Raw genomic sequence first — 19922 nt, 5'->3', positions numbered from 1 at the left:
GCCATTTTCCTGCTCCAATTTAAAAGGTACCGCCTGACCGGTACGTTTCACTTTCAACAGTCGCCTGTTAAAAATCGTCTACTAAAAATTATCCGCAATCCAATCTTTAAAGGACTGCCAACCTGAACTCTTTTTCTTGCTCTTTGTACTGCTACTGCTTGAACTCATAGTGACCTTGCCATTTGCTAACTGACGTAAGCCATACTGCAATAACCCAACGCCCGTTGCATGAATGGGGTTGGACACGACATCGGACAATCCGGACACACCCTGTGGTGATGCCAGCCTAACCGGCACATGAAACACCTCTTCTGCCAGTTCCACGACACCTTCCATTTTCGATGTACCACCGGTCAAAACGACACCGGCTGGAATCATATCTTCGTAGCCACAGTGACGAAGCTCTGCTTTAACTAAAGACAGCAGCTCCTCATATCTTGGCTCAACCACTTCGGCCAATGCTTGGCGAGTCAATTCACGTGCACTGCGATCACCAACACTTGGCACCTTGATGGTTTCATGCTCACCAGCCAATTGTGACAACGCACAGGCGTACTTAATTTTTATCTCTTCGGCATGCTGCGTCGGTGTGGCAAAAGCCATAGCAATATCATTAGTCACCTGATCACCGGCAATCGGTATCACTGCGGTATGGCGAATAGAGCCTTCGGTGAAGATAGCAATGTCAGTGGTACCGCCACCGATATCAACCAAGCAAACGCCTAACTCTTTTTCATCATCGGTCAGCACCGATTGCGCAGAGGCAAGCTGTTCTAAAATAATTTGATCCACTTCTAAACCACAGCGGCGCACACACTTATCAATATTTTGCACTGCGTTTTGAGCACCAGTCACTAGGTGAACTTTGGCTTCTAAACGCACACCACACATACCCAATGGCTCTTTAATACCTTCTTGAGCATCGATGATGTATTCCTGCGGCAATACATGCAGAATTTTCTGATCCGCCGGGATCGCAACCGCTTTAGCTGCGTCGATCACCCGATCAAGATCAGCCTCAACCACTTCCTTTTCTTTAATAGCAACAATGCCATTGCTGTTTAGGCTGTTAATGTGACTGCCTGCAATACCGACATAAACAGAATGAATATCACAGCCAGACATAAGTTCAGCTTCTTCAATGGCGCGCTGAATACTTTGAATAGTTGATTCGATATTAACCACAACGCCCTTTTTAAGACCGCGCGATGGGTGCGAACCAACACCGATAATTTCGATACCACCTTCTGCGGTCACCGTACCAACTATCGCGACAACTTTTGATGTGCCGATATCTAGACCAACTAACAATTGTCCTTGATGTATCGATGCCATAAATAACCTCTAACTCTCTGTTCAACTCGCCATTTTTAGGGCTACGCCATTGGAATAGCGAGCATCTATGTATTCAATCTTGCTGCCTTTATAGGCTTCCAATTGCAGCACTTTCATAACTCGGCGACTTCTAGCCAGTAGATGTTCATCGCCCAGCGATATAGTGACGCCATTTTCTAATGTTAATTGCCATGCGCCTCTAGGGTGCATCTTCACTTCTTGTAATCGAGCGCCATCTTGCCCAAACACTTGGGCAAACTGCAGGTACTGATTCATCACCTGAACTTCACTTCCTACCGGTCCAACCAACGATGCCAATGCTAATGAATTCGCTGGTCGCTCCAGTGGCTCGCCTTCACTGTTCAAGACTTGGTCACCATTCCAAATCGCAACCGGTTCATGTTCTTCAATCAGCACTTCTAATTCACCGGGCCATTGCTTACGAACACTCACCTGTTTTACCCAAGGCAACTGTTGCAAGCTTTGCTGTACTTCTTCGATATCCAACAACAGCAAACTGGTACCGATAAAACGATCACTAACTTGCCGTAACCCTTGTTCATCCTGATACGCCAATGGATCCGCAAGGCTAATCTGCTGTACCGGAATAGGCTGCCAATCGATTCGTTTAATAAAGCTGATCGACACCACCAACAATGCAATGATTAATACAACCGCGGCTGGTTTTAATGCCGAGGAAAACCACTGTCGCCAAGGCAGGTTCAGCCTCCGCTTATTCGACGTTTTACGTCGAGTGGCACCTCTTGCCTTGGTTGTTTTTTGCATTTTATTCACGGCTAATAGAGCCTCCACGCTTTATACCCGTAACTTTTTACCTAGCCCAATGAATGCCAGATATTACTTCTGTCCTAACAGATATTACTTCTGCCCTAAACTGTTGGCGATTTTCACTGACAGGTTGCCAACATCACCGGCACCTTGAGTCAGCAACAAATCGCCGTCTTCTAACACGTCAGTCAAAATTGATAACAACGTGCTCTTATCTTCAACAAAAATCGGATCGACTCGACCACGCTGGCGAATACTACGGCACAGGCTGCGACCATCGGCACCACTAATTGGTGTCTCACCAGCGGCGTAAACATCGAGTAGCAACAGCACGTCGACTCGCGATAAAACATCGACAAAATCTTCATATAGGTCACGTGTCCGGCTATAACGATGCGGCTGAAATACAGCAACTAATCGTTTTTCTGGCCAGCCAGTGCGAATGGCCTCAAAGGTAACTTCCAATTCTTTAGGGTGATGACCATAGTCATCAACCAACATCACATTGCCGCGTTCGGTTTGGTATTCGCCATGCACTTCAAAGCGGCGACCAACACCACTAAAGCCTGCAAGACCAGCTACAATATCGGCGTCCTGAACACCTTCATCGGTGGCAACAGCAATGACTGCAAGGGCATTTAAAACATTGTGATCGCCTGGCATATTCAGTTTCACATCCAGGTCAGACTTGCCTTTACGCTGTACGGTAAAGTGCGTTTGTACACCCTGCTTTTGAATATTGATGGCGCGATAGTCCGCCTTTTCATTTAAACCATAAGTAATAATCTGTCGCCGTACCGATGGCATGATGGCTTGCACATGCTCATCGTCTGAGCACAACACCACCAAGCCATAAAAAGGCACATTGTGTAAAAAGTCGATGTAGGTCTGCTTTAGCTTTTCAAAGTCACCATCGTAAGTACTCATGTGATCGGCATCGATATTGGTCACAATGGCGGTCATTGGTTGAAGATGTAAAAACGACGCGTCGCTTTCATCTGCTTCGGCCACCAAATAGCGACTCGTACCTAAGCCGGCATTGCTGCCTGCGCTGTTTAATTTGCCGCCAATAATAAAGGTCGGGTCAAATTCAGCTGACGTCATAACCGACGCCATTAACGATGTCGTGGTTGTCTTACCGTGAGTGCCGGCAACCGCAATACCATGACGATAGCGCATCAGTTCGGCCAACATTTCTGCACGGCGAACCACTGGTACTCGATTTTCTAACGCCCAGCGGACTTCTTCATTAGCAGGGTTAACGGCTGTTGAAACAACAACAACATCAGAGCCTTCAACATTGCTTTGCTGATGGCCGTAAAAAACTTCGATGCCAATGCTGGCAAGTCGTTTAGTTGTCGCCGACTCACGTAAATCTGAACCACTAATACGATAACCTTGGTTAAGTAATACTTCGGCAATGCCACACATGCCAACGCCACCAATACCGACAAAATGGATGCGCTTAATACGGCGCATCTCCGGTATAGGGAATCCGTTTTTATAATCCGCGTGGGCGTATGTCATGCCTTGTCCTCTGGTAAAATCTGTTGAATAACTTTTAATATCCGGCTGGCTGAATCTCGTACACCCAGTTGCCAGCTGTTCATCGCTGCCGCTTGCAGTTCCGTTCGATGCTGCTGCCAATAATCAATTCGCTCGGCTAATTTTTCTGCATTTAAATCATCGTGCTCATACCACTCTGCAGCGTCAGCTTTAGATAGCCACATGGCGTTATTAAACTGCTGACGATCTTTATGCCAAGGGTATGGCAGTAAAATCGCATAGACCCCAACGGCGGCTAATTCCGAAACCGTGGCAGCACCACTACGCGCTATGACTAGATCGCACCACTGATAGGCTTGCGCCATGTCGTCAATAAACTCAACAACCTTGGCCTCAACTCCGTTTTGTTGATACGCCTGCTGGCAGTCTGCCACCTTATTTGCACCGGCCTGATGCCAAACATCGACAGCATCAAGCGAACTCATTTTTGCCAGCGCCTCAGGTAATAAACTGTTGATCGACTGAGCACCTTGCGAACCACCCAAGACTAAAATTTTTAACTGCTGCGATTGCCCTAACTGGCGCTGTTCTGGATTTTCAAATTGGCACATCGCCTCGCGAACAGGATTACCAACAACGGCATAATCCTGTTCGAATGTATCTGGAAACGCCTGCAAAACCGTTCGCGCTTTACTCGCTAACTTTTTATTGGTCAGCCCTGGCACTCCGTTTTGCTCATGTAGAATCAACGGTATTTTCATCAACCATGCCGCTACGCCACCCGGAGCCGAGGCATAACCACCAAAGCCTATTACCGCGGCAGGCTTTTGCTGTTTAAAAATAGCGACACAAGCCAAAAACGCGCGCAGTAAATTAATCGGCGCAATTAATTTTCTAAGCTTACCGCCATGCCAGGCCGTTACCGGCAAGCCACAAAATTGGTAACCCATATTTGGCACTAACTTACCTTCCATACCGCGTTTGGAACCCAACCAACTGACTTCATAGCCAGCCTGTACTAACGCTTCGGCAACAGCCGCGGCAGGGAAAATATGTCCGCCGGTACCACCGGCCATAATCATTACTTTGCTCATTCTTTCTCACCCTTGAGTTGAAGGGTTTCCGCATAAATTCTGTTTACTAGCGCAATAAGTGCGATGCTGACAATTAAGCTTGTGCCACCGGCACTGACTAAAGGCAGAGTCAAACCCTTAGTTGGTAATAAGCCTGTATTTACGCCGACATTAATAAAGGCTTGGCCGGAAAATAAAATGCCAATGCCGTAGCAAGTAAAAGCACCAAACAGATTGTTCTTTAATTCCGCTAAACGACCGACTTTAAAAATTCTTCGAATCATCATCACATAGAGTGCAAATAAAATAAGTACACCAAGTAAACCTAACTCTTCTGCAATGATGGCGATAATAAAGTCGTTGTGTGCTTCTGGTAGATAAAACAATTTTTGCATCGAATTACCGAGACCGACACCAAACCATTCTCCCCGACCAAAGGCGATTAATGATTGGGTTAACTGATAGCCACTGCCGTAAACATTTTCATCTGCCCAAGGATCGCGAAAGGCGAGCAATCGTTGCACTCGATATTTTTCTGCAAACGCCATCACCGCCACGGCCGACAAAGCAGCAATCATCGCTAAGAAAAACTGACCCGGTTTAACACCACCTAAAAACAACATCGCCAACACGGTGCCAAGGATAACAACCACAGAGCCAAAATCCGGCTCCATCAATAGTAAAAGTACGCTAAAGGATAAAACTAAAATTGGTTTTAAGAAGCCCGCCCAACTGCTAGTCACTTCATCTCGTCGTCGCACTAAATAAGCACTGACATATAGCACCATTGCGACCTTAGCAAACTCAGACGGCTGAAAACCAAACGGACCTAAATCGATCCAGCGGCGCGAACCTTTAATCTCTTGACCAATGCCAGGAATCAAAACCAAGAACAACAGTAAAAAGGCGATGAGCAAAAACGCAGCACTGAGTTTTTGCCAATACACCACTGGCATCACCGATATTAGAACGGCAGCCAACAAACCTAACACCATGTAAATAAACTGACGCATGGCGAAATGGTAAGGCACACCAAATAACTGTTCGCTAACATCAATACCGGCGGAGGCAATCATCACCAAACCAAACAATAAAATGCTACAGGCAGATGCGACTAACACCTGATCAACGGCAGCAATCGGCTGGCAATACTGAGCCAGTCGCTGACTGATTGGCATGTGCGATTTAGCGAGCGTCATCATAGGCCTCCACTAAATCAACAAAGGCATCGCCGCGTGCGGCAAAACCAGAGAATTGATCAAAGCTGGCACAGGCCGGCGACAACAAAACAATATCGCCGGGCTGGGCGATCGCTGTCGCGCGATCAAACGCTTGCGCTAATGTTTCAACAAGTTCAGCTGACGATAAAGACCGCTGAATTTTTTCGCGATCAGCACCAAACAACAGCACGGCTTTACAGCTTGCTGCAACTGGTTCAATCAGTGGATCAAAGTTTTGCCCCTTGCCTTCGCCACCGGCAAGTAAAATAATTTTTTTATGCTCTGCGTCTGCCAAGCCAGTCAATGCAGCTAACACTGAGCCTACGTTCGTGGCTTTAGAGTCATTGAAAAATTGCACACCAGATTTTTCTGCAACTAATTGGCAGCGGTGCGGCAATCCTTTAAATACTTTTAAACTGCTTAGTGTCGCTGATCGATCGTTACCAATACTGTCGGCTAATGCCAATACCGCCATAGCATTAGCTTGGTTGTGCCGACCCGGCAAGCCAAGCTGACTGGCAGCCAGTACAGGCTGAGCATTGTGGCAAATATACAACTCACCCTGATGCAACGATAAGCCATAGCCTTGGTCGGTTTCGTGCAAACCAAAACTGGTTAACTGCTTTGAAGTTTTAACTTCTGGCCAGGTGAGTTCGTCTTCACGATTAACCAACATATGATGCGCACCTTCATAGATGCGTAATTTAGCGCGGCGGTAATCGTCCAATGAATCGTAACGATCCATATGGTCTTCACTGATATTTAATACCACTGCGACATCTGCTTCAGGTTGCGATAATAACTCCAACTGAAAACTGGACAGTTCCAATACCGCGACATCAAACATTTGATCGACAACACTTAATACTGGCGTACCAATATTGCCAGCAATCAGGGTTTTATGGCCGCCGGCCATGAGCGCTTCGCCCAGCCACTGAGTCACTGTTGACTTAGCATTAGAGCCGGTAATCGCCACCCATTTGCCATCAAATTCGTTTAAGAATAATTCGATATCGCTGCTGATTTCGACGCCACTATTTATTGCCTGTTGGATCGCTGGAGTTGCCAACGGCACACCTGGACTCATCACTAAAACATCGGCGGCAGACAGTATATTGGCGTCCAGATCGCCTAAATGCATAATGACCTGCGGGAACTCTTGCTCAATCTGCGCCTTTGCTGGCGGCGCCTGACGACTATCAATAACCGCAACAGAACAGCCACGCGCAACCAAGTAACGCACACAGGAAGCACCTGTAACGCCTAAGCCAACGACTAAATACTGTTTTGTGGTATCGATATTTTTCATTAACGTATCTTCAACGAAGCCAAACCAATTAATACAAGAATCACAGTGACAATCCAAAACCGCACAATGACACGCGGCTCTGGCCAGCCTTTTAATTCAAAATGATGATGCAATGGCGCCATACGGAAAATTCGGCGACCCGTCAGTTTGTATGAACCGACCTGCAAAATAACGGAAACGGTTTCGGCAACAAAAACGCCGCCCATAATAAACAGCACCAACTCTTGGCGAACAATAACCGCCATCACACCCAATGCTGCACCTAACGCCAACGAGCCAACATCACCCATAAAGACTTGCGCTGGGTAAGTGTTAAACCATAAAAAGCCAAGCCCCGCGCCGAGTAACGCGGCGCAAAACACAATAATTTCACCGGTTCCTGCGACATACGGCATTTGTAAGTATTCAGAATAAACAGAGTTACCGGTGACATAAGCGAACACTCCAAGAGCACCGCCCACTAGAACGGTTGGCAAAATAGCCAAGCCATCAAGCCCATCGGTTAGGTTGACGGCATTTGACGTTCCCACGATGACAAAGTAAGTCAGCACGACAAACATAACACCTAGCGGCAACGCGGCATCTTTTAAAAACGGAATAAACAGAGTGGTTTCGTTAACCGTTGTGGCATTGAAATACAACACTAACGCAGCCGACAAACCCAATACCGACTGCCAAAAATATTTCGCTTTTGCAGACAAGCCTTTGGAATTTTTTTGCACCACCTTGCGGTAATCATCTACCCAACCAATGCAACCAAAACCTGCGGTAACCAACACCGTAACCCAAACATAAAGGTTGGAAAGGTCCGACCAAAGCAAGGTAGCAATAATGATCGACAACAGGATCAACGCACCACCCATGGTTGGCGTACCGGCTTTACTCAAGTGGCTTTGAGGACCGTCGTCACGTACCGACTGACCAATCTGATAGTTGTGTAGCAAGCGTATCAACTTAGGGCCAAACACTAACGAAACGCCCAATGCGGTCAACACACCAAAGATTGCACGCACCGTTAGGTATTGCAGCACACCAAAGCCCGCATCTAATTGCATAAGATAAGGGGTTAGCCAAACAAACATTAATTACTCCTTCTTAAAGCATCGACTACGCGTTCCATGCCCGCGCTGCGAGAGCCTTTAATTAATACCGCCGTTTGTGAATTTAACTGTTCAGGCAAGGCGGCGATAAGCTGTTCGATAGAACCAAAACAAGACCCATCTGCACTGTCTGAAATGTACTGCGCATAACGACCGACGCTCAGTACGGTAATGGCTTTTTCTTTTGCATACTGACCGACCTGCTGATGCATGGCGATGATATCGTCACCCAACTCAGCCATGTCTCCGGCCACTAAAATTGGCTGGCCACTCATGGCACTTAATACATCGATCGCCGCTTTAAATGATTCTGGGTTGGCGTTATACGCATCATTAATTAATGGGCCGTCAAAATTTGAAACCACTGGCTCCAACCGACCAGGCTCTGCCGCCATGCTTTGTAAGCCGCTACAAATATCATTAAGAGTGACACCAGCGGCTAACGCGGTTGCCGTTGCAGCCGCTGCATTTAATGCCATGTGTTCACCAATCATCGACCAAGCAATGGTGACTTCACCGCTAGGTGTTGCCAAACAAAACTCGCTACCCAACGGTGCTAACTGATAACGGAGTAATTGCACATCGGCTTGTGCGTCACGACCAAAGGTAATGACTTTTTTGGCACCGGCTCGAAGCTGCCATTGTTCAAAAGCAGGGTCATCTCTGTTTAACACACAGCAACCAGAGTCGAGTGTGCCGTCGATAATTTCGCCCTTGGCTTGGCGTACGCCTGCTAAACCGCCAAACCCTTCTGTATGGGCTTGCCCAGCATTAAGCAACAAGCCAATGTTGGGTTTGGAAAACTCACACAACCAAGCGATTTCTTGCTGGTGATTGGCGCCCATTTCGATCAATGCTTGCTGATGCTGATCGGTTAAACGGAACCAAGTTTTCGGCACGCCAATGTCGTTATTAAAGTTGCCTTGCGTGGCTAACAAATTCGCTTGGCGGCTCAAAATATTTTCCAGCATGGCGCGCGTACTGGTCTTGCCAACACTGCCAGTTAAGGCAATCACCTGACCCTGAAAACGGTCGCGCAGCAAGCCTGCCAAGTAACCTAGCGCTCGCTTGCTATCAGGCACAATAAGCTGGCTAATGCTGTCATCGATGGTTTGCGGCTGTTCTGCGACAACTGCAATCGCGCCAGCGGCTATCGCTTGCTGAATGTATTGATGACCGTCGAACGATTCACCACGAATCGCCAAATAGATATCGCCTGCTTGCGTCGAGCGGCTGTCAGTTGAAAGTCCAGCAATGACTTTATCTTCGCCGATCAACTGACCGTCAGTTCTAGCAGCCCATTCGGCTAAGGTAGGATCAGTCCACATCATGAGACTCCTGCCAGTTGCGCACGACTTCTTGGTCAGAAAACGGATGTTTTATGCCGTCGATTTCTTGGTAGCTTTCATGACCTTTGCCTGCAATCAGCAGCACGTCATGTTCGCCACAGCTATCCAGTGTCTGGGTAATCGCTTCGGCTCTATCTGGAATAATGCTATGGGCTTGTGGTTGATTAAAGCCCTGACAAATATCGTTAATAATCTCGTTCGATTGCTCTGTACGCGGATTGTCGTCAGTCACCACAACAAAGTCAGCATACTGCTCTGCAATTTTCGCCATCTCTGGACGTTTGCCCTTATCGCGATCACCACCGCAACCAAAGATCACACCTAAACGACCGTCGACATGATCGCGACAAGCGGTTAATGCATTCGCTAAAGCATCGGGTGTGTGAGCATGGTCGACCACCACCGTCGGTGCATAAGGCAGACGAATCATTTCCATGCGACCTTTCACCGGCGCGCAATTAGAAATCACCCGCGCAGCAGTATTTAACGGAATACCCTCTGCCATTAATACTGCAAATGCCGCTAGCGCATTGCTTAAATTGAATGAACCGAGTAAGCGTAAGTTGAGATTGACACTGCCTTCGGCTGTTTTAACTGTCGCGTCGATACCTGCGGTATGCGATCGCATCTCGGTGACTTGAAAGTCCGCCGGTTTACTTAAACTAAAGGTGTAAGTGTGTTCAGCTTTAATAGAATCCAAATGCTGCTGCACCCACTCATCATCAAGATTAACCACCGCGTTTTTCAACTTAGGCCAAGACATCAATTGCCACTTAGCATCGCCGTAAGCTTGCATAGTTTTGTGGTAATCGAGATGGTCACGACTGAGGTTGGTAAACACCGCTGTTGAAAATTGAATGCCATCAACACGACCTTGGTCTAAACCATGCGACGATACTTCCATCGCACAATATTCAGCGCCCTGCTGTTGCTGGCGAGTAATTTCTGAGTGCAAGCGAATGATATCTGGCGTGGTATTTAACGTATCCGTTAGTTGCCCCCACAAACCTTGGCCATTGGTGCCGATCACACCGCAGCGCTTACCCAAATAATCTAGTGATTGCGCAATATATTGGCAGGTAGAGGTTTTACCATTGGTGCCAGTGACACCAATCATGCTTAATTTTTCGCTCGCCGAGCCATAAAAACGATGCGCAAGATCACCTAGTCGCTGTTTTAAATCGGCGACAACACAAATAGGCACAGCGGTATTAATCGCCGTTTTTAATGCTCGCTCACACAATACCGCCACTGCGCCCTGATCGATTGCAGACTCAATAAAGTCATGACCATCACGAGCGTAGCTTTCTATATTTAGCGCAATAAAAATTGAGCCTTTAGTGACTTCGCGGCTGTCAGTGGTTAGCTGTATCGCTTTTACGCCAGCCAACTCTGGGTATTCTGGCAGCCAATCCATCATCGCAATCATGTTATAAAGCTCCTCTTGCTAATGGAGACTGATCACTGGGAATATTCAACAGCGGCAGTGCTTGGCTCATTAAACCGTTAAAGATCGACGCCGGAATTTCACCACCGTAATAGGAGTCTTGCGGCGGCTCATTAATAAACACGACGGTGACAATCTGCGGATCGTTAGCCGGTGCAATACCAACAAAAGAAGAAACATATTTCGCATCTTCATAACCTTCTGCACCAACCTTATGGCTGGTGCCGGTTTTACCCGCCACCGAGTACCAGTCGAGCTTCGCTTGGCGAGCGGTACCACCAGGTTCAACAACCGTTTTCATCATATCGATAACTTGGTTAGCCGTGGTTTTGGAAACCACCTGCTGATCATCATCAAACGGCGAAATACCTTGAATGAGCTTGGCATGCACACGCTTGCCATCATTAGCGAGCGTCGCGTAAGCCTGCGCCATTAAGATCGGTGAAACAGATAAACCATAACCATAAGCCAGCGCGCCTTGACGTACTTCATCCCAACGCATTGGGTTTGGCAAAGAACCTGAAGCTTCACCTGGGAAGCCTACGCCTGCGGTAGTGCCCAAACCAAAGTCGTAAAGCGTTTGCCAAAACACGTCGCGATCTAAATCTTTTGCAATTTTGACGATGCCGACATTGGACGATTTTTGAATCACTTCGGTTGCCGTCAATGTGCCGTAATCTCTAAAATCACGAATCGTAAAACGACCTAAGCGCAAACGCCCAGGACTAGTATTGATAGCACTGTCTGGGCTGACTAATCCCTGCTCTAAAGCAATCGCCATAGTAAAGGGTTTCATAATCGAGCCGGGCTCATAAACATCGGTGACCGCTCGGTTCCGCAGCGCTTCTGGTGTAATGCTGGAACGGTCGTTTGGGTTGTAGCCAGGCTGATTAACCAGCGCTAAGACTTCGCCGCTGTGCACATCCATCATAACCACAGAACCGGAGCTGGCTCCGGTTCTTGCTATTGCTGATTTTAACTCTCGATAGGCGAGATATTGCAGCCTCAAGTCGATAGTTAAATTCAAATTATTGCCGGGTTGAGCCGCTGCCAATTCGCCAATGTCGCGAACCGACCTACCAAGCAAATCCCGAATCACTTCTTTTTTCCCTGCCTGTCCTGCCAACTGCTGCTCAAATGCCAGCTCTATTCCTTCTTGGCCTTTGTCATCAACATTGGTAAAGCCAACCACCTGAGCGGCAACTTCACCGGCAGGATAATAACGTTTGTATTCGGGGCGGCCGTAAACGCCTTTCAAACCTAAATCTAAAACCGCCTCAGCTTGTTCCGGTGTCGCTTGGCGACGAATATACATAAAGGCTCGGTGTTGATCGGCTCTAAAGCGCAATGTGCCTTCACTGACACCTGCCGCTTTCGCCAATTGCGGAATGTCTTCTTTATTCAATTCTCTAGGGTCTGCCCACAAAGACACAACCGGCGTACTCACCGCAACGGGTTTTCCGTAACGATCAGACAACATGCCTCGCGGCGCAGTAACGACTTCAACTCGCTGCCAGCGCGATGTGCCTTCCGAGATCAGAAAGTCTTTCTGCAACACCTGCAAATACACGACGCGCCAAACCGTCACTGACAGCAATGCCAGCAACAGTATTTGGATAGTCATGTAACGCCAACTGAGTTGCTTCATAAAGACTCGCTTTACTCCAAGCTTTGTAACTGTTTTGTGTTTGCCACGTCCGGCAACACCATGTTTAATTCTTCTCGTGCAATTCGCTCAACCCGAGAAGGTGAAGAAAACGCACTTTCTTCCAACAATAATTTGCCCCACTCTTCTTGCATCGCTCGCAGCTGATCACGCATCTGCTCTAACGACGCAAACTGATGTCGCGTTTGATAAGTCACGGCGACTATTTGGAAGGTGGTCATTAACAGCAACGCAACCAAGCCTGCTATTAACAGCAAATTCAATCGTGGCGATGCCGCAGCCATTAAAGCCGCTCCGCAATTCTTAGGGTGGCACTGCGCGAACGCACATTAACAGCAACCTCTTGCGCACTCGGCTTAATTGCTTTGCCAACCGGCTTCAATAGCTTCTCGATGCTTGACTCCATCACTGGTAAGCCCGGTGGCAATTCCGGCCCATTGGCCTGCAAACGAATGAACTGCTTAACCGCTCGATCTTCTAAACTGTGAAACGAAATCACCGCCAATCGACCGCCCGGTTTTAATATTTTCAATGAACCTTGCAGCACTGCATCCAGCTCATCTAATTCACCATTAATAAAGATACGGATCGCCTGAAATGATTTCGTTGCCGGGTGTTTTTTGTGATCCCACTTAGGGTGCGAGGCCTTAATGATTTCAGCCAATTGCAAGGTACGTGTAATCGCTTGCTGCTGACGAGCCATCACAATGCCCTTAGCAATACGCCGACTAAAACGCTCATCACCGTATTGAAACAAAACATTAGCTAAGTCATCTTCGCGAACATTGGCAATCCAATCGGCGGCACTCATACCAGTGTCTGGATTCATACGCATATCCAATGGCCCGTCGGACATAAAGCTAAAGCCACGCCTGGCATCATCCAACTGCGGTGAAGACACGCCAAGATCCAGCAAAATACCATCGACTTGACCAGACAAGCCGCGCTGCTCAATTTCTTGCGCCATTTGCGCGAAGCCTGCTTGGATAATCTGAACGCGGTCGTCTTCTGCTTTTAAACTTTGCGCTTCAGCGATGGCGAGCGGATCTTTATCAAAAACGATTAGGGTTGAATTTGGCGAAACTTTCGACAGCAACAACCGAGTATGACCGCCACGACCAAAGGTGCCGTCTATATAGACGCCATCTTTTGGCTGTAGCGCATCGACTGTCTCATGCAGTAATACGGTTTCGTGTGAAAATTGCTCCGTCATTGGCGCACTCATAATGATATTTGCTCCAATTCTTCGGTCATCGTAGCGTCACTTCCAGCCTCAGCAATGTAGGCATCTCGCGTTTGCTGCCAAATAGACTCTGACCATAATTCAAACTTATTGCCCTGCCCAAGAAGAACCACCTTCTTCTCTAACTCTGCGTGCTCTCTTAACGGCCCGGAAATCAACAATCGGCCAGAGCCGTCAATTTCAACGTCGGTCGCATAACCCAGCAACAAACGCTGCAATCGGCGAGCAGCTTTATTAAAGCTTGAAAGGGAAGATATTTTTTCTTGCACAAGCTCCCACTCACTCAACGGATAAATAAGCAGGCATTTTGATTCTGTATCGATAGTAATCACTAACTGGTTGGCCGATGCGGCCTCCAACATAGAACGGTAACGGCTAGGCACAGCAATACGCCCCTTGGCGTCTAACGCCAAAGAGTGAACACCACGCAGCATAACGCTATCGCTCAGTGCCATGTCAGTCCCCAGTTTCGTTTATGTTTGCACCAAGTTAGCAGTTGCTAACCTAGCAGCTTGCGGCTTTGATTCGATCTAAAGAATCCACAAAAAACCACTTTTCTCCACATTTCGACACTATAGTTGCACTGTCAACCACAAGCAAGCGTTCACTATCAATAAGCGATACAAAAAACCTTACAAAACATAAGCTTAGGAACAGGTTCACAAAACGATAAACAAAGTTAGCAAGCACTAACAAACCAAAAGTCTTCAAGACCTTAGCGTTAGCAAGAGAAGTTAAAGTACTACATGAGGTATGTATTACTTTTGAAACAGATAGGCAGTAACCAACTCATACCAATGTATGAAGCGGACTTCCTGCAAGCAATCAGATGTATACCTTTATATATAGCGAAATAGCGAATACCTCATTAACTCAACAGAACTAAAACGAGAGCTAAACAGAGTCAATAAGAGATAGGCGACTATAAAAATCACAAACCGAAAGAAAAAGTAGGAATAAAAAAGAAGGACTGCCTGCAAGCCTCGCTAAAGGCTTGCAGGCATAATTGAAAATCAGTCGATAAGCCGGGTTCTGTCGTGGACAGTCATTCATCTAGCTGCACAATCACTCATGCAGTCAAGCAACCTACCCGATTCCAGCGCGGGTCACGCCTTAATGGAATCCTATTTGGTCTTGCTCCAAGTGGGGTTTACCTCGCCAACAACTGTTACCAGTGTTGCGGTGCGCTCTTACCGCACCCTTTCACCCTTACCGCAGGCCGAAACCTGAGGCGGTCTTCTCTCTGCTGCACTTGCCGTCGGCTTTCGCCGCCCAGACGTTATCTGGCACCCTACCCTATGGAGCCCGGACTTTCCTCCCCTCGCAAGCGAGCGGCGACTGTCTAACTGATTCTCGGGGCTGCAAAATACCGATTTTTATCCATAAGGCAAGTAAATCTTACCTCTGGTTCTTTATTCGCTTGGCGTGAACTTAGAACACAGCAGTCCTCACAACTATGACAGACCTATTCCGACTGCTCTAAATTAATAATGTATTGGTAGTAGACTTTCTTTTGGCCACCGAAAGTATCTGCGACCAATGCTGCTGCTTTTTTAGGTGGCATAACGGCTTTTAATTCCGCCGCTAAGCGAAAGGCTCGCTCATCTTCTTCGCCTTGCTCTAGAGCTTTAGCTCCGCCAAGCACGACAACGAATTCACCTTTTTGCTGGTTTCGGTCTGCTTGCACCTGCTGCAAAACCTGTTCAAGCGTGCCACGAAGAGTGGTCTCAAAGGTTTTGGTTAATTCACGCGCGACACAGACAGGACGGTCGGCACCAAATTCAGACACCATATCTTCCAGCGAAGCAACGATGCGATGGCTGCTTTCATAGAACACTAGTGTTTCAGGGTTATTAGCCAATTGCGCCATTCGCTTTACTCGCGCACCTGTTTTGCTCGGCAAAAAGCCTTCAAAATACCAGCGATCGGTTGGTAAGCCAGCTACCGAGAGCGCACTGATAACCGCACTCACGCCCGGTACCGGCACCACCGGCAAGCCTGCTTCGACAACCTGATTAACCAACACATAACCCGGGTCAGAAATCAGAGGCGTGCCAGCATCGCTGACTAACGCAATAGAATCGCCAGCATTCAACTTACCGACAATCAACGATGACTTCTCTCTTTCGTTGTGCTCATGCAAGGAGATAAGCGGTGTTTTACAACCCAGATGTTCCATCAGCCGCTGGCTGTGCCTAGTATCCTCACAGCAAATCAGATCGACACTGTTGAGTACGGCTCTGGCCCGTTCGGTCACGTCGGCAAGGTTGCCAATGGGCGTTGCGACAATATAAAGCGTGCCTCGACGAACGGCGGTGGCTTCCATTTTCTTACCTCTTACAAGCTTGTTGTGTTTCGGCGATGACTTTTGCTGTCATTACCGAGTAAAATGCGTGCTGACTTCTCAAACTGACTTGGGCTTATGTTGACTCATATGAAATCGCTAACAGGCACACTTCGAAACGCTTCGACTGTAGCGGCCATCCTCTTTGCTCTTTTTATCTCTGGTTGCGGCACGACACCGGTCAAAGATCAAGGCGATAGCTTAGCCGACTCGGCATTTATTAATCAGCAGATTAGTGCGGCCGAGGCACTCATCGACTTAGACCAAGTTGAAGAGGCTAGCGCTATTTTAGGTGGTTTAAACTTCAATCAGCTCAGCATTGCCCAGCAAACGCGCTATGTATTAAGCCAGTCGCGTGTTTCTCTGGCAACAGGAAAAGGCCAAGAGGCTCTCGGATGGATCAATAACGAATACGCCTATCTGTTAGATGGCCTGCCACTTGAACAGCAAATCGAAATCGGAAAAATGCGCGCCCAAGCACTAGAACTGTCTGGCAAGCCATTGGCCGCAGCGCGAGAACGTATCTTTTTAGCACCGGTTTTAAGCCGTAAAGATCGCATTGAGAACCAAGACCAAATTTGGTTCGACTTACAGATCAGTCCTTTAGACGACATCAAAAAACTGGCAGCACAAGAATCCAGCCCCGACCTAACCGGCTGGCTCGACTTAGCAATTATCAGCCACGAACAAAACAGCAACATGGACCAACTGATTAAAGCGGTTGAACAGTGGCAAAACGACAATAAATCTCACCCTGCCGCAAAAGACTTACCCAATAGCTTGCAGATGCTACGCGAGCTAACGCTGTCGCAACCAAAGCAAATCGGGGTTTTGTTACCACTGTCTGGGCCACTTGAACAGGCTGGCAAAGCGATTCGTGACGGACTGCTATCAAACTGGTACAGCGCCAAAGCAAATGGCCAAGAAGTACCACAAATTTCTTTTTACGACACCGCCAACATTGAAGATGCCGTACAGCTCTATAACACCGCTGTCGATGAGGGCGCCGAACTGATTATTGGGCCGTTGGCAAAAAATAAAGTCGAACAGCTTGCCCGTCATCAAAAATTAGATGTTCCGGTCTTGGCATTGAATTACACCAATAACAGTTTTACCAAAACCAACAACTTTTATCAGTTTGGACTCGCACCAGAAGATGAAGCCATTCAGATTGCCGAAGATATCTGGCTGCAAGGCGCTCGCAATATTATGGTGGTGTCACCTGCTACGCAGTGGGGCGACCGAGTCGCAGACGCCTTCATTACCCGCTGGGAACTACTCGGCGGCACCATCACCAGCAAGGCTCGATTCAACCGTCCTGACCAGTACCTTTACAGCGTAAAGTACGCACTGAACATCTCTAATAGCGAGCGCCGCCACATTCAATTGGCTCGACTATTAGATGCCGACTTGGAATTCGAATTCCGCCGTCGTCAAGATGTCGATATGATTTTCATGGTCGCCTTCCCTGATCAGGCGCGTCAGCTAAAGCCTATCTTAAACTACCAGCGTGCAGCCGACATTAGCATCGTCGCCACATCGAATATCTATGCCGGCGAACTGAATCAGGACAAAGATCGCGATCTAAACGATGTCCATTTCGTCGAAATGCCTTGGCGCCTATATGACTCGGCAGAAAAACAACAGGCATCGCTGGCATTTCCTAGCAGCGTTGATGATTACGCCTCTCTAGTGGCATTAGGCACCGACGCGTACAAGCTGTATCCGCGCGTACCGCAGATGTCCGTTTTCAACGATGTCAGAATCCATGGCGTTACTGGCTTACTGTCTATGTCTGACAATGGTCGCATTAAGCGTCAGTTAGATTGGGCACAGATCAAAAACGGCATCGCGATACCGGCGCCGCTGCAAGAACCTAATTTAGAAAGCGCCGACGACGAGCAAACTCTAGACGTCGACCTAGAGAATACCGAACTAGAGAATGTCGAATAAGCCGGCTCACTTAACTCAGGGTGAGCGCAGCGAACAGCTGGCTAAAGAGCATTTATTAAATGCCGGTTACCAGCTGATCGCGCAAAACTTTCACTCGCACTTTGGTGAAATAGATCTAATTTGTCGTGACAAAAACGAATTAATATTTGTTGAAGTGCGCTTTCGTTCCAATCCAAACTTTGGCAGCGCCGCCAGCAGTGTCACCAAAGCAAAACAAAAAAAGATCGCAAAGACGGCACAATACTTTATATTAGAAAATCCAGCGCTGAACCGACTCTACATGCGGTTCGACGTCATTGGCATTGATGCCAACAATAACATTGAGTGGCTACAAGGAGCTTTTCAAGCAGCATTATGAATCCTCAAAACCTGATCGTTGAGCATATTGGTCAGTCGCTAGAAACATTCCAAATGGCGGCAGAAACACTCTCGGACCTGATGATACATGCCAGCGATGTGATGACAGAATGCTTGCTTAATGATGGAAAAATAGCCGTCTGCGGCATGGGCGTTTCTGGTGCAACCGCAGCCAGTTTTGCAGTACGCATGCTAAGCCGATTTGAACGCGAGCGACCTGGCCTGCCTGCCATCGTATTAAATAGCGACGGCCTAATGACCAGCGCCATTTCCAACTTCAATGGCCCTGCTGACATCTATGCCCATCAAATTCATTCTTTGTGTAACGAACGAGATATTCTTTTGCTGGTCTCGTCTACTGGTACTGCGTCGGCGTTGATTAAAGCCATTCAAGCAGCGCACGATCAAGGCACTACCGTTATCGCACTGACCGGCGGCACGGGCGGCGATGTCGCCACCTTGTTAGCAGATAACGATATTGAACTGCGTATTGAAAGCGAACGTATTGGACCAGTACAACTTAGCCATCACCTACTGCTCAACTGCCTAGTAGAGCTGATAGAAAACACCATCTTTGGGAGTGACCTATAATGATCAATAGAACGAGCCCAGTACGAATCAACCAAGCACTGTCGCTGATCGCGCTGTCTATGGTGCTGGCTCTCACCAGCTGTGCGACCATTACCAGCCCTTTCATCGAACAGCCGATTACGACAAACCCAGAAGAACGCACCATGGGCGAAGCGTTAGATGACAAAAACACCCGCGCGCGGTTGCAGGTCAACCTTACCAAATACGATGCGCGTTTTCGTGATGCCAATGTCGACATCCACGTCAACGTTGGCACTGTGCTGTTGGTAGGCCAAGTACCTGAAAAATCAATGATCAGCCTCGCAACACAGCTGGTGAGCAAAGATAGCCAAGTGAAGACGATTCATAATCACCTAACGGCTGAACCCAACCTTGGCGTTGGCGTGAGCTCAAACGACAAATGGCTTGCCGTTAAAGTTCGCTCACAACTGTTTGCCAATGATGACTTTTCAGACTCCAGCCTCGACATCGTTGTCGAAAAAGGTGTGGTCTACATCATGGGCCGAGTGACGCAGGAAACCGCCAATAAGGCCGTTGCTATCGCCGCTGAAGTCGGTGGTGTGCAAAAGGTTGTTAAGGTATTCCAGATCATCAACTAATATCACGGCGACCCTTCCTATTTATACAACACTGTGTTTTT

General features: G+C 47.8%; 18 protein-coding genes and 1 other RNA gene. 4 read left to right on the top strand and 15 right to left on the bottom strand.

Going from position 1 to position 19922, the window contains the following annotated elements; all coding sequences use genetic code 11:
* Positions 1 to 81: 81 nt before the first annotated feature.
* The 15 genes from ftsA to rsmI all read right to left on the bottom strand — a co-directional run bounded on the left by ftsA (position 82) and on the right by rsmI (position 16363).
* The gene (gene ftsA, locus FME95_RS11320) at positions 82 to 1335 is read right to left on the bottom strand and encodes a cell division protein FtsA (RefSeq protein ID WP_147714596.1); all 1254 of its coding nucleotides are present in this window, start codon (positions 1333 to 1335) and stop codon (positions 82 to 84) included.
* Between the two features lie 21 nt (positions 1336 to 1356).
* Positions 1357 to 2121, bottom strand: coding sequence for a cell division protein FtsQ/DivIB (locus FME95_RS11315; protein WP_147714595.1), 765 nt, complete (start codon positions 2119 to 2121; stop codon positions 1357 to 1359).
* Between the two features lie 93 nt (positions 2122 to 2214).
* On the bottom strand, positions 2215 to 3651 hold the full coding sequence (gene murC / locus FME95_RS11310) for a UDP-N-acetylmuramate--L-alanine ligase (protein ID WP_147714594.1): 1437 nt from the start codon (positions 3649 to 3651) through the stop codon (positions 2215 to 2217).
* Positions 3648 to 4724 carry an undecaprenyldiphospho-muramoylpentapeptide beta-N-acetylglucosaminyltransferase gene (gene murG, locus FME95_RS11305; protein ID WP_147714593.1) on the bottom strand — a complete coding sequence of 359 codons (1077 nt, stop codon included), beginning with the start codon at positions 4722 to 4724 and terminating at the stop codon, positions 3648 to 3650. Before murG ends, murC begins: the two co-directional genes overlap by 4 nt.
* Positions 4721 to 5902: a putative lipid II flippase FtsW gene (ftsW, locus tag FME95_RS11300; RefSeq protein ID WP_147714592.1), complete on the bottom strand. Its 1182-nt coding sequence runs from the start codon at positions 5900 to 5902 to the stop codon at positions 4721 to 4723. The genes murG and ftsW overlap by 4 nt, the downstream gene beginning before the upstream one ends.
* Positions 5889 to 7232, bottom strand: a complete 1344-nt coding sequence (gene murD / locus FME95_RS11295) for a UDP-N-acetylmuramoyl-L-alanine--D-glutamate ligase (RefSeq protein ID WP_147714591.1) — start codon at positions 7230 to 7232, stop codon at positions 5889 to 5891. Before murD ends, ftsW begins: the two co-directional genes overlap by 14 nt.
* Complete coding sequence (mraY, locus tag FME95_RS11290) at positions 7232 to 8314, bottom strand: phospho-N-acetylmuramoyl-pentapeptide-transferase (protein ID WP_147714590.1); 1083 nt, start codon at positions 8312 to 8314, stop codon at positions 7232 to 7234. Before mraY ends, murD begins: the two co-directional genes overlap by 1 nt.
* A complete protein-coding gene (locus tag FME95_RS11285) occupies positions 8314 to 9663 on the bottom strand; it encodes a UDP-N-acetylmuramoyl-tripeptide--D-alanyl-D-alanine ligase (protein ID WP_147714589.1) in 1350 nt (449 codons plus the stop codon). Before FME95_RS11285 ends, mraY begins: the two co-directional genes overlap by 1 nt.
* Positions 9650 to 11110: a UDP-N-acetylmuramoyl-L-alanyl-D-glutamate--2,6-diaminopimelate ligase gene (locus FME95_RS11280; protein ID WP_147714588.1), complete on the bottom strand. Its 1461-nt coding sequence runs from the start codon at positions 11108 to 11110 to the stop codon at positions 9650 to 9652. Before FME95_RS11280 ends, FME95_RS11285 begins: the two co-directional genes overlap by 14 nt.
* Position 11111: 1 nt before the next feature.
* A complete protein-coding gene (locus FME95_RS11275; protein WP_147714587.1) occupies positions 11112 to 12776 on the bottom strand; it encodes a peptidoglycan D,D-transpeptidase FtsI family protein in 1665 nt (554 codons plus the stop codon).
* Positions 12777 to 12787: 11 nt separating this feature from the next.
* The gene (ftsL, locus tag FME95_RS11270) at positions 12788 to 13078 is read right to left on the bottom strand and encodes a cell division protein FtsL (protein WP_147714586.1); all 291 of its coding nucleotides are present in this window, start codon (positions 13076 to 13078) and stop codon (positions 12788 to 12790) included.
* Positions 13078 to 14019: a 16S rRNA (cytosine(1402)-N(4))-methyltransferase RsmH gene (gene rsmH / locus FME95_RS11265; protein ID WP_222709977.1), complete on the bottom strand. Its 942-nt coding sequence runs from the start codon at positions 14017 to 14019 to the stop codon at positions 13078 to 13080. Before rsmH ends, ftsL begins: the two co-directional genes overlap by 1 nt.
* Positions 14016 to 14492: a division/cell wall cluster transcriptional repressor MraZ gene (gene mraZ, locus FME95_RS11260; protein WP_147714585.1), complete on the bottom strand. Its 477-nt coding sequence runs from the start codon at positions 14490 to 14492 to the stop codon at positions 14016 to 14018. The genes rsmH and mraZ overlap by 4 nt, the downstream gene beginning before the upstream one ends.
* A 550-nt stretch (positions 14493 to 15042) precedes the next feature.
* An RNA gene (gene rnpB, locus FME95_RS11255) (RNase P RNA component class A) lies at positions 15043 to 15391 on the bottom strand.
* 111 nt (positions 15392 to 15502) lie between these two features.
* Complete coding sequence (rsmI, locus tag FME95_RS11250; protein WP_147714584.1) at positions 15503 to 16363, bottom strand: 16S rRNA (cytidine(1402)-2'-O)-methyltransferase; 861 nt, start codon at positions 16361 to 16363, stop codon at positions 15503 to 15505.
* A 108-nt stretch (positions 16364 to 16471) separates the two neighbouring features.
* Here rsmI and FME95_RS11245 point away from each other — a divergent pair, with 108 nt between their 5' ends.
* From FME95_RS11245 to FME95_RS11230, 4 genes are read left to right on the top strand one after another with little or no spacing between them, the layout of a single operon-like run.
* Positions 16472 to 18334: a penicillin-binding protein activator gene (locus tag FME95_RS11245; protein WP_187265515.1), complete on the top strand. Its 1863-nt coding sequence runs from the start codon at positions 16472 to 16474 to the stop codon at positions 18332 to 18334.
* Entirely contained in the window at positions 18324 to 18692 is a 369-nt protein-coding gene (locus tag FME95_RS11240; protein WP_147714582.1) for a YraN family protein, read from the top strand. The genes FME95_RS11245 and FME95_RS11240 overlap by 11 nt, the downstream gene beginning before the upstream one ends.
* Positions 18689 to 19282: a D-sedoheptulose-7-phosphate isomerase gene (locus FME95_RS11235; RefSeq protein WP_147714581.1), complete on the top strand. Its 594-nt coding sequence runs from the start codon at positions 18689 to 18691 to the stop codon at positions 19280 to 19282. The genes FME95_RS11240 and FME95_RS11235 overlap by 4 nt, the downstream gene beginning before the upstream one ends.
* On the top strand, positions 19282 to 19881 hold the full coding sequence (locus FME95_RS11230; protein WP_147714580.1) for a BON domain-containing protein: 600 nt from the start codon (positions 19282 to 19284) through the stop codon (positions 19879 to 19881). Before FME95_RS11235 ends, FME95_RS11230 begins: the two co-directional genes overlap by 1 nt.
* Positions 19882 to 19922: the final 41 nt, after the last annotated feature.

It is taken from the genome of Reinekea thalattae (assembly GCF_008041945.1).
Lineage (GTDB): Bacteria > Pseudomonadota > Gammaproteobacteria > Pseudomonadales > Natronospirillaceae > Reinekea > Reinekea thalattae.
Note: the sequence above shows the minus strand (reverse complement) of the source record. Positions and strands in the feature narration are given on the sequence as shown.